The sequence below is a fragment of the Pseudomonas protegens genome (assembly GCF_003732485.1).
Classification (GTDB): domain Bacteria; phylum Pseudomonadota; class Gammaproteobacteria; order Pseudomonadales; family Pseudomonadaceae; genus Aquipseudomonas; species Aquipseudomonas protegens_B.
In genome coordinates this window covers 138936-146672 of sequence record NZ_MOAK01000036.1, presented here as the reverse complement: position 1 = coordinate 146672, position 7737 = coordinate 138936, and the positions used below count along the sequence as shown (strand labels likewise).

The window sequence follows — 7737 nt, the reverse complement described above, 5'->3', positions numbered from 1 at the left end:
TTGTCGCGAACATCGATCACCAGGATGTCCTGGGCCTTGACGTCTTCCAGCGCGGCAACAGCCACCTTGACCAGATCTTCGCCTTTCATTACTTGGTTAGTCATATAAAACTCGTTCAGCTCGTATGTTTGGAGCGCCGCTCAGCACAAGCCGGCAGCGTTCCTTCAGTTCGGCGCACGGTAAAGTCCGTGAGCATCGATATAGGCCAGGACCGCGTCAGGCACCAGGAAACGTACCGACTTACCGCTGGCCAGCAGTTGACGGATCTGGGTGGCGGACACCGCAAGCGGCGTCTGCCAGACGAATGCAATGTGTCCCCCCGGCCCTTGCAGGGCCAGGGGGTCGCTCACCGAGCGCGCCGCCAACAGGTTGCGCAAGGCATCCGGTGGCTCGCTGTCGGCATCCGGGCGTTGCAGCACCAGGATGTGGCAATGCTGGAGTAATTCTTCCCAACGATGCCAGGTGGGCAGGCCGCAAAACGCGTCCCAGCCCAGTAACAGAAACAACTGGTCATCCGCGGCCAGCTCGGCCCGCATCTGTTCCAGGGTGTCGATGGTGTAGGACGGCTTGTCCCGCTTCAGCTCACGGTCGTCCACCACCAGGGGGGAAACGCCCGCCACCGCACATTCGACCATTGCCAGACGATCGAGCGCCGACACCTGCGGTGTATCCCGATGAGGCGGCCTGGCACTGGGTGTCAGGCGCAACTCATCGAGTTGCATGGATTCCGCCACCTCCAGCGCACCACGCAAGTGGCCGATATGCACTGGATCGAAGGTGCCGCCCAGCAGACCGATTCGTTTGCCCATCAAGTGCGCACGTGACCGTCGCCGAAAACCACATATTTCTCGCTGGTCAAGCCTTCCAGGCCCACCGGGCCACGGGCGTGCAGCTTGTCGGTGGAAATGCCGATCTCAGCGCCCAGGCCATATTCGAAACCGTCGGCAAAGCGCGTCGAGGCATTGACCATGACCGAACTGGAATCCACTTCGTTGAGGAAGCGCCGAGCGTCACTGAAGTTCTCGGTGACGATGGAGTCCGTGTGGTGCGAACCGTAGGTATTGATGTGCTCGATGGCCTGTTCCAGGTTGTCCAGCACACGGATCGAGAGGATCGGCGCGGTGTACTCGGTGCGCCAGTCTTCTTCGGTCGCCTGCAGTACATCGGCGCCGAGAATCCCTCGGGTTTGCTCGCAGCCACGCAACTCGACGCCCTTGTCGCGATAGATCGCAGCCAATGGCGGCAGCACACGGTCAGCGATGGCGGCATGAACCAGCAAGGTTTCCATGGTGTTACACGGCGCGTAGCGCTGGGTCTTGGCGTTATCGGCAATACGAATCGCCTTGTCCAGGTCCGCCGCCACGTCGATATACACGTGGCATACGCCGTCCAGGTGCTTGATCACCGGCACCTTGGCATCACGGCTGACCCGCTCGATCAGGCTCTTGCCACCACGAGGCACGATCACGTCGACAAACTCGGGCATGGTGATCAGCGCACCCACCGCAGCGCGATCGGTGGTTTCGACCACTTGCACCACATGAGGCGGCAGATCGGCAGCCGCCAATCCCTGCTGAATGCAGGTGGCAATGGCACGGTTGGAATGAATGGCCTCGGAACCGCCCCGCAGGATGGTGGCGTTGCCGGACTTCAGGCACAGGCTGGCTGCATCGATGGTCACGTTCGGACGGGACTCGTAAATGATGCCGATCACGCCCAGCGGCACGCGCATCTTGCCCACCTGGATGCCCGAAGGCAGGTAGCGCATATCGCGGATTTCACCGATGGGGTCAGGCAGCTTGGCCACCTGACGCAGGCCCTCGATCATTTCGTCGATACGCACGGGAGTCAGCGCCAGACGATCCAGCAGAGCCGGCTCCAGACCATTGGCCCGGCCGTTTGCCAGGTCCTGCTCGTTGGCTGCGGTCAGCTCCGGTCGCGCAGCGTCCAAGGCATCGGCAGCCGCCAGCAGCGCACGGTTCTTCTGCGCAGTGGTGGCACGGGCGATCACCCGGGAAGCTTGGCGGGCAGCGCGACCCAAACGGGTCATGTAGTCAAGAACGGACTCAGTCATGGTCTGGTGTGGTCTTGGCAAAGAGGAAAGCGGCTGATTATAGCTGTCGCGCCCGTTCACGGACAGCGGTCACGGGCGGATGGTCGAAATGGAGTGTAAATACTCGCGGTTCAGCCTGAATTAAGCCTGGAGTTGTTACCATTACGTCACTTTTTCCGCCATAACCCTCGCCACCATGTCCATCCTGACCTCTGCGAACCTGCCCAAAGCCTTGCCTGACGGCTTTTTCGACCGCGATGCTCAGACCTTGGCCCGTGAACTGCTGGGCAAAGTCATTCGCCATAAAGTCGGCGAGCTGTGGTTGTCCGCGCGCATTATCGAAACCGAAGCCTATTACTGCGAGGAAAAAGGCAGCCACGCCTCCCTCGGCTACACAGAAAAACGTAAGGCTTTGTTTCTCGAGGGCGGCCACATCTATATGTACTACGCCCGCGGCGGCGACTCGCTGAACTTCAGCGCCCAGGGCCCAGGCAATGCGGTACTGATCAAGTCCGCCTATCCCTGGGTCGACGCCGTCTCCGGCCCGGCCAGCCTGGCACAGATGCTGCTGAACAACCCGGACGCCAGCGGCCGCCAGCGCCCCTCGCAAAAGCTCTGCGCAGGCCAGACCCTGCTGTGCAAGGCCATGGGTTTGAAAGTCCCGATCTGGGATGCAAAACGCTTCGATCACGAAACCCTTTTCGTCGAGGACGTCGGCAGCGCCGTGCCGCACATCATCCAGACCACGCGCCTGGGCATCCCCCACGGCCGAGACGAACACCTGATGTACCGCTTCGTCGATGCCGCCTATGCGCCCTACTGCACACGGAACCCGCTACGCCGCGGCCAAGTCGAAGGTCGCGACTACCTGATCCTCGACTGACTACCGCAGCCCCGTACCCGCCAGACACTGACAATGGAGTTGAATTTATGGGCCCATGGCTCGACAGCGTGACCGCCTGGCTGACCAGCAACCCGCAATGGCTGGCCGCCGCTGTATTTATTGTGGCCTGCGTGGAGTGCCTGGCCATCGCCGGCCTGATCGTTCCGGGAACGGTGCTGCTGTTCGCGATTGCCGTGCTGGCCGGCAACGGCGCGCTGTCTCTTGGAGAAACCCTGCTTCTGGGGTTGTTCGGCGGTTTGCTCGGGGACGTGGTGTCCTACCTGCTGGGACGACACTTTCACCAGAGCATCCGGCGCCTGCCGGGACTGCGCCATCATCCGGAATGGATCAACGGCGCCGAAGCCTATTTCCAGCGTTACGGCATCGCCAGTCTGTTGGTAGGACGCTTCATCGGCCCGTTGCGGCCGATGCTGCCAATGGTCGCCGGCATGTTCGACATGCCATTTGCACGATTTTTCGCCGTCAGCCTGCTGGCTGCGACGGGTTGGTCGGTGGCTTACCTGCTGCCAGGCTGGGCCACTGGCGCGGCGATTCGTCTGCCGCTGCCCGAAGGCTTCTGGCCACAAGCCGGTGTCGTAGTCGGCAGCATCGCGGTACTGATCGGCTTGAGCGTCGCCAGCAGCCTGCGTCGTCATCGACGGGCGACCCTGCTGATGTCCGGCCTGAGCCTGTTGATCCTGGCAGGACTGTTCATCGGCTACCCCTATCTCACGCAGTTCGACCAGGGCCTGATCGCCCTGGTGCAGGAACACCGGAACCCGACCCTGGACAAGATCATGGTGATGGTCACCCAGATCGGCGAATTTCGCGCCATGTTCATCATCAGCGCGGTACTGACCCTGCTACTTCTGGCCCTGCGCCAATGGCGCCAAGCCGTATTCGCCGGCGCGACCCTGATGTGCACTGCACTGGCCAACACCGGCAGCAAATGGTTTTTCGCACGGGTACGTCCCGAGGTTCTGACCGAGCCCCTCACCAGTTTCAGTATGCCTAGCGGCCACTCTTCTGGCTCCTTCGCCCTGTTCCTGACCCTGGCGGTACTGGCAGGCCGTGGCCAGCCACCACGAATGCGCCTGACCTGGCTGCTGCTGGGCTGCTTGCCGGCGGCATCCATTGCCTTGTCCCGGGTCTACCTGGGTGCCCATTGGCCAACCGACATTCTCGCCGGCGCCATGCTCGCAACCTGTGTCTGTGCCGCCAGCCTGACCCTGGCTCAATGGCAAGGCCCGCTCAAGCCGATGTCGGCCAAGGTCTGGTGGCTGCTACTGCCGGTCATGCTGTTGATGTGCGGGTTCATGGCAACACGGCATCTGCCTCATGCCCTGCTGCGATACGCCTATTAAGAGTGCAAGCGGCAAGCTGTAACGCCGCTGGAGGTTCAGGGCTCAGGCGAAGAGTTCGCCTTGCAGCTCATCCAGCAGTTGCTGGATGGCATCGAGACGCTGCTGCGGGTCATCCAGCTGCAGCAGGTCGATCTTGTCCTGCTCGGAAAAAGGCAGCAGGTAGGCCAACTGATTGGCCAGGGACAGTTGCCCCGCAGCCTCAGTGCCCATATCCAGGGCCTCCACCATTGGATGCTCGGCCAGGGCCTTGAGCAGCGCGATCAGGTCTGCGTCCTCATCCTGCAGTGGTTGCTCCGCAGCCTCTGGCAGCCACTGGACCTGGGCCACCGTCAGTTGGTCTTTCTGCACTTCGCTCTCGAGCACGCGGAAACGCCGACCACCCTTGACCCTGATTCCCAGGAGCCCATTGTCCTGCTGGTGAAAGTCGGTAATCAGTGCCTCGCAGCCCACCAGGGCATAGCCCGACGCGGCACTACCGACCTCCTCACCCTCCAGGATGCACACCACCCCAAAGCCGCTGCCCTGCTTCATGCAGCGGCCGATCATGTCCAGGTAGCGCGCCTCGAAAATCTGCAGATCGAGGATGCAGTCAGGGAACAGCACGGTATTCAGGGGAAACAGCGCCAGGCTCATACACCCATCCTTAAACCAGCAAAGACACCGCCAACGGCAGCAGTACCGCCGTGGCCACGCCCATCAGACTCATGGCCAGCGCCGCAAAGGCGCCGCACTCCTCACTTTCCTGCAAGGCCACCGAAGTGCCCACCGCATGGGCGGTCATGCCCAGGGCCATGCCTCGCGCCTCAGGCCCATGAACGCCCAGGCGGTTGAGGATGCTCGGACCGAAGATAGCCCCGATCACCCCGGTAATCAGTACGAACACCGCAGCCAAAGCCGCGACGCCACCAATCTGCTCGGCCACCAGCATGGCGATCGGCGAAGTCACCGACTTGGGTGCCATGGTCATGAGGATCATGTGCTCAGCACCGAACCACCATCCCAACAGCACCCCCAGACCGGTGGCCAGCACCCCACCCACCACCAGCGTAGTCAATATCGGCCAGAACAATTGGCGGATGCGCCGCAGGTTGAGGTACAGCGGCACCGCTAGGGCCACAGTGGCAGGCCCCAGCAGAATGCTCAGAATCTCGGTGCTCTTGCGATATTCGGCATAACTCAAGCCACAGCCAAGCAATACACCAATCACCAGCAGCATGGACACCAGTACCGGCTGCAGGAACATCCAGCGAGTTTTCTCAAAGGCCGCCAACACCAGTTGGTAGGCGCCCAGGGTGATGCCGATGCCGAACAGCGGATGGTGAATCACCGCCGCCCAGGCGCCCTGCCAATCAAAACTCATTGACTGTCCTCCCGGCGGGCCTGGCGCTTGACCAGGCGCTGCATCAGCACGCCGACAAAAGCCATGGAGATCACCAGCGACAGCACCAACGCTCCGGTGATCGCCCAGAAGTCCGCGGCGATATCCCGGGCATAGACCATCACCCCGACGGCAGGCGGCACCAGCAGCAGTGGCAGGTAACGCAACAGACTGCTGGCCGCCAGGTTCAGCGGCTCGCCCACTTCGCCACGCACCACCAGAAAAACCAGCAGCAGCAACAGGCCGATGATAGGCCCGGGAAGTACGGGCAACAGCAGATGATTGAGCGCCGTGCCGAGCAATTGGAACAGCACCAGCCATGTCAAACCGCGTAACAACATACCGCCTCTCCAGCCAGATCCCGTGACGCATTATAAGCACGCAGGCGCTATGAACCGGCATTCGCCAAAAGCATGGATGTTTACCGGGAAGGATCGCCATGATGATCTAAAGTGGATACTTCAGACCACAAAGCACTGGGTCTAACACTAAAAAAATCGTTGAACCAAGGAGAGTCTCAATGCCCTATGTTCCTGTTGCAGAGCTCAAAGATTATGTCGGGAAGGAACTCGGACGTTCCGCGTGGCTCACCATTGATCAGGAGCGTATCAACCTGTTTGCCGAAGCCACCGGCGACTTCCAGTTCATTCACGTGGACCCGGCCAAGGCCGCGAAAACCCCGTTCGGCACCACCATCGCCCACGGGTTCCTGACCCTGTCGCTGATCCCCAAACTGATGGAAGACATCCTCGTGCTGCCCGAGGGTCTGAAGATGGTGGTCAACTATGGCCTGGACAGCGTGCGCTTCATCCAGCCGGTGAAAGTCGACTCCAAGGTACGTCTCAAGGTCGAACTGACCGACGTCACCGAGAAGAAACCCGGTCAGTGGCTGCTCAAGGCCACTGTCACCCTGGAAATCGACGGCGAGGAAAACCCTGCCTATATCGCTGAGCCCCTCTCGCTCTGCTTCGTCTGAAATGCCCCTGATGCGAAACAGCTCACGCTGTTTCGCTCAACCTCTCTATATATAAGTCACACCGCTGCGGCATACTCGGTCCCCTAATTATCCGGAACCCGTTATGCGCCCACTTGTACCTCTGGTCTTGACCCTCTTGCTCAGCGCTTGCGGAGACGGCGAATCGCTGTTGCCGCCCGATGCCCGACTGCCCGACGGCGGGCGCTATCGCGGGGATCTGGTCAATGGCCTGCTCCAGGGACAAGGGCGCATCGATTACCCCAACGGCAGCTGGTACGCCGGTCAGTTCGACAAGGGCCAATGGCATGGCCAGGGCGAATGGCATGGCAGCAATGGCGAGGTCTATCGCGGCGAGTTCCAGCAAGGGCTGTTCCATGGCCAAGGCATCCTGACCACCAAGGACAGTAGCTACAGCGGCGGCTTCAAGCTCGGGCGCCGGGACGGCGAAGGCACCCTCAAAGAAGACGGCATGACCTATCGCGGCGAGTTCAAGGCCGACCTGTACTCGGGCCTTGGCCGCCTGGAGCTGGAAGACGGCAGCCAGTACCAGGGGCAATTCGCCAAGGGCAAGCCCAATGGCGAAGGCCAGCGCAGCGATGGCAACGGCAACCAGTTCAGCGGCAACTTCGTCAACGGCCAACTGGAAGGCAACGGCACCTTCAACAGCGCCGAAGGCGACATCTATGTCGGTGGTTTCAAACACAACCAGCTCAATGGCAAGGGCCGCTACGAAAACTCCGACGGCGACGTCTGGATCGGCCAATTCAAGGAAGGCGCCCTGGGTGGCAAGGGCGAGCTGATCGGCGCCGATGGCAGCCACTATGTCGGCACTTTCAGCGACTGGCGCTTCAGCGGCGAAGGACGACTGAACCTCAGTGACGGCAGCTTCTACATCGGCGGCTTCGACAGCGACAACTACCAGGGCCACGGTGTACTGGTGCTGCGCGATGGCAGTGTGCAAAGCGGTGTCTGGAACAATGGCATGCGGGTTCGCGACGCCGACGGCAAACTACTGCCAGACCCATTGGAGACCGCCCTGCTGGTCCAGGGCCGCCTGCTCAAGGAGGCTCTCGATGCGGTGCC

At 61.4% G+C, this 7737-nt stretch carries 8 protein-coding genes and 2 pseudogenes; 4 read left to right on the top strand and 6 right to left on the bottom strand.

Annotated elements, in window-relative coordinates; genetic code table 11:
- The 3 genes and pseudogenes from BLX41_RS34705 to BLX41_RS07555 all read right to left on the bottom strand — a co-directional run.
- Positions 1 to 86: pseudogene (locus tag BLX41_RS34705) on the bottom strand (ribosome silencing factor); the annotation flags it as partial.
- A 78-nt stretch (positions 87 to 164) separates the two neighbouring features.
- Positions 165 to 809, bottom strand: coding sequence for a nicotinate-nucleotide adenylyltransferase (gene nadD / locus BLX41_RS07560; RefSeq protein WP_092309649.1), 645 nt, complete (start codon positions 807 to 809; stop codon positions 165 to 167).
- Complete coding sequence (locus BLX41_RS07555) at positions 809 to 2074, bottom strand: glutamate-5-semialdehyde dehydrogenase (RefSeq protein ID WP_123724383.1); 1266 nt, start codon at positions 2072 to 2074, stop codon at positions 809 to 811. Before BLX41_RS07555 ends, nadD begins: the two co-directional genes overlap by 1 nt.
- A 175-nt stretch (positions 2075 to 2249) precedes the next feature.
- Between BLX41_RS07555 and BLX41_RS07550 the strand changes: the two genes are divergently transcribed.
- Positions 2250 to 2936, top strand: coding sequence for a DNA-3-methyladenine glycosylase (locus tag BLX41_RS07550; RefSeq protein ID WP_123724382.1), 687 nt, complete (start codon positions 2250 to 2252; stop codon positions 2934 to 2936).
- Between the two features lie 47 nt (positions 2937 to 2983).
- A complete protein-coding gene (locus BLX41_RS07545) occupies positions 2984 to 4300 on the top strand; it encodes a bifunctional DedA family/phosphatase PAP2 family protein (protein ID WP_123724381.1) in 1317 nt (438 codons plus the stop codon).
- A gap of 42 nt (positions 4301 to 4342) precedes the next feature.
- On the opposite strand, the gene BLX41_RS07540 is transcribed toward BLX41_RS07545, so the two are convergent.
- Genes BLX41_RS07540 through BLX41_RS07530 form a run of 3 tightly spaced genes read right to left on the bottom strand, consistent with a single transcriptional unit; the run spans position 4343 to position 6019 of the window.
- A complete protein-coding gene (locus BLX41_RS07540) occupies positions 4343 to 4933 on the bottom strand; it encodes an LON peptidase substrate-binding domain-containing protein (protein WP_123724380.1) in 591 nt (196 codons plus the stop codon).
- Positions 4934 to 4943: 10 nt separating this feature from the next.
- Positions 4944 to 5660, bottom strand: a complete 717-nt coding sequence (locus tag BLX41_RS07535) for an LrgB family protein (RefSeq protein ID WP_123724379.1) — start codon at positions 5658 to 5660, stop codon at positions 4944 to 4946.
- Positions 5657 to 6019 carry a CidA/LrgA family protein gene (locus tag BLX41_RS07530; RefSeq protein WP_123724378.1) on the bottom strand — a complete coding sequence of 121 codons (363 nt, stop codon included), beginning with the start codon at positions 6017 to 6019 and terminating at the stop codon, positions 5657 to 5659. Before BLX41_RS07530 ends, BLX41_RS07535 begins: the two co-directional genes overlap by 4 nt.
- Before the next feature lie 179 nt (positions 6020 to 6198).
- On the opposite strand from BLX41_RS07530, the gene BLX41_RS07525 reads away from it, so the two are divergent.
- The gene (locus tag BLX41_RS07525) at positions 6199 to 6654 is read left to right on the top strand and encodes a MaoC family dehydratase (protein WP_123724377.1); all 456 of its coding nucleotides are present in this window, start codon (positions 6199 to 6201) and stop codon (positions 6652 to 6654) included.
- Positions 6655 to 6757: 103 nt separating this feature from the next.
- Positions 6758 to 7737, top strand: a pseudogene (locus BLX41_RS34700) (MORN repeat-containing protein); the annotation flags it as partial.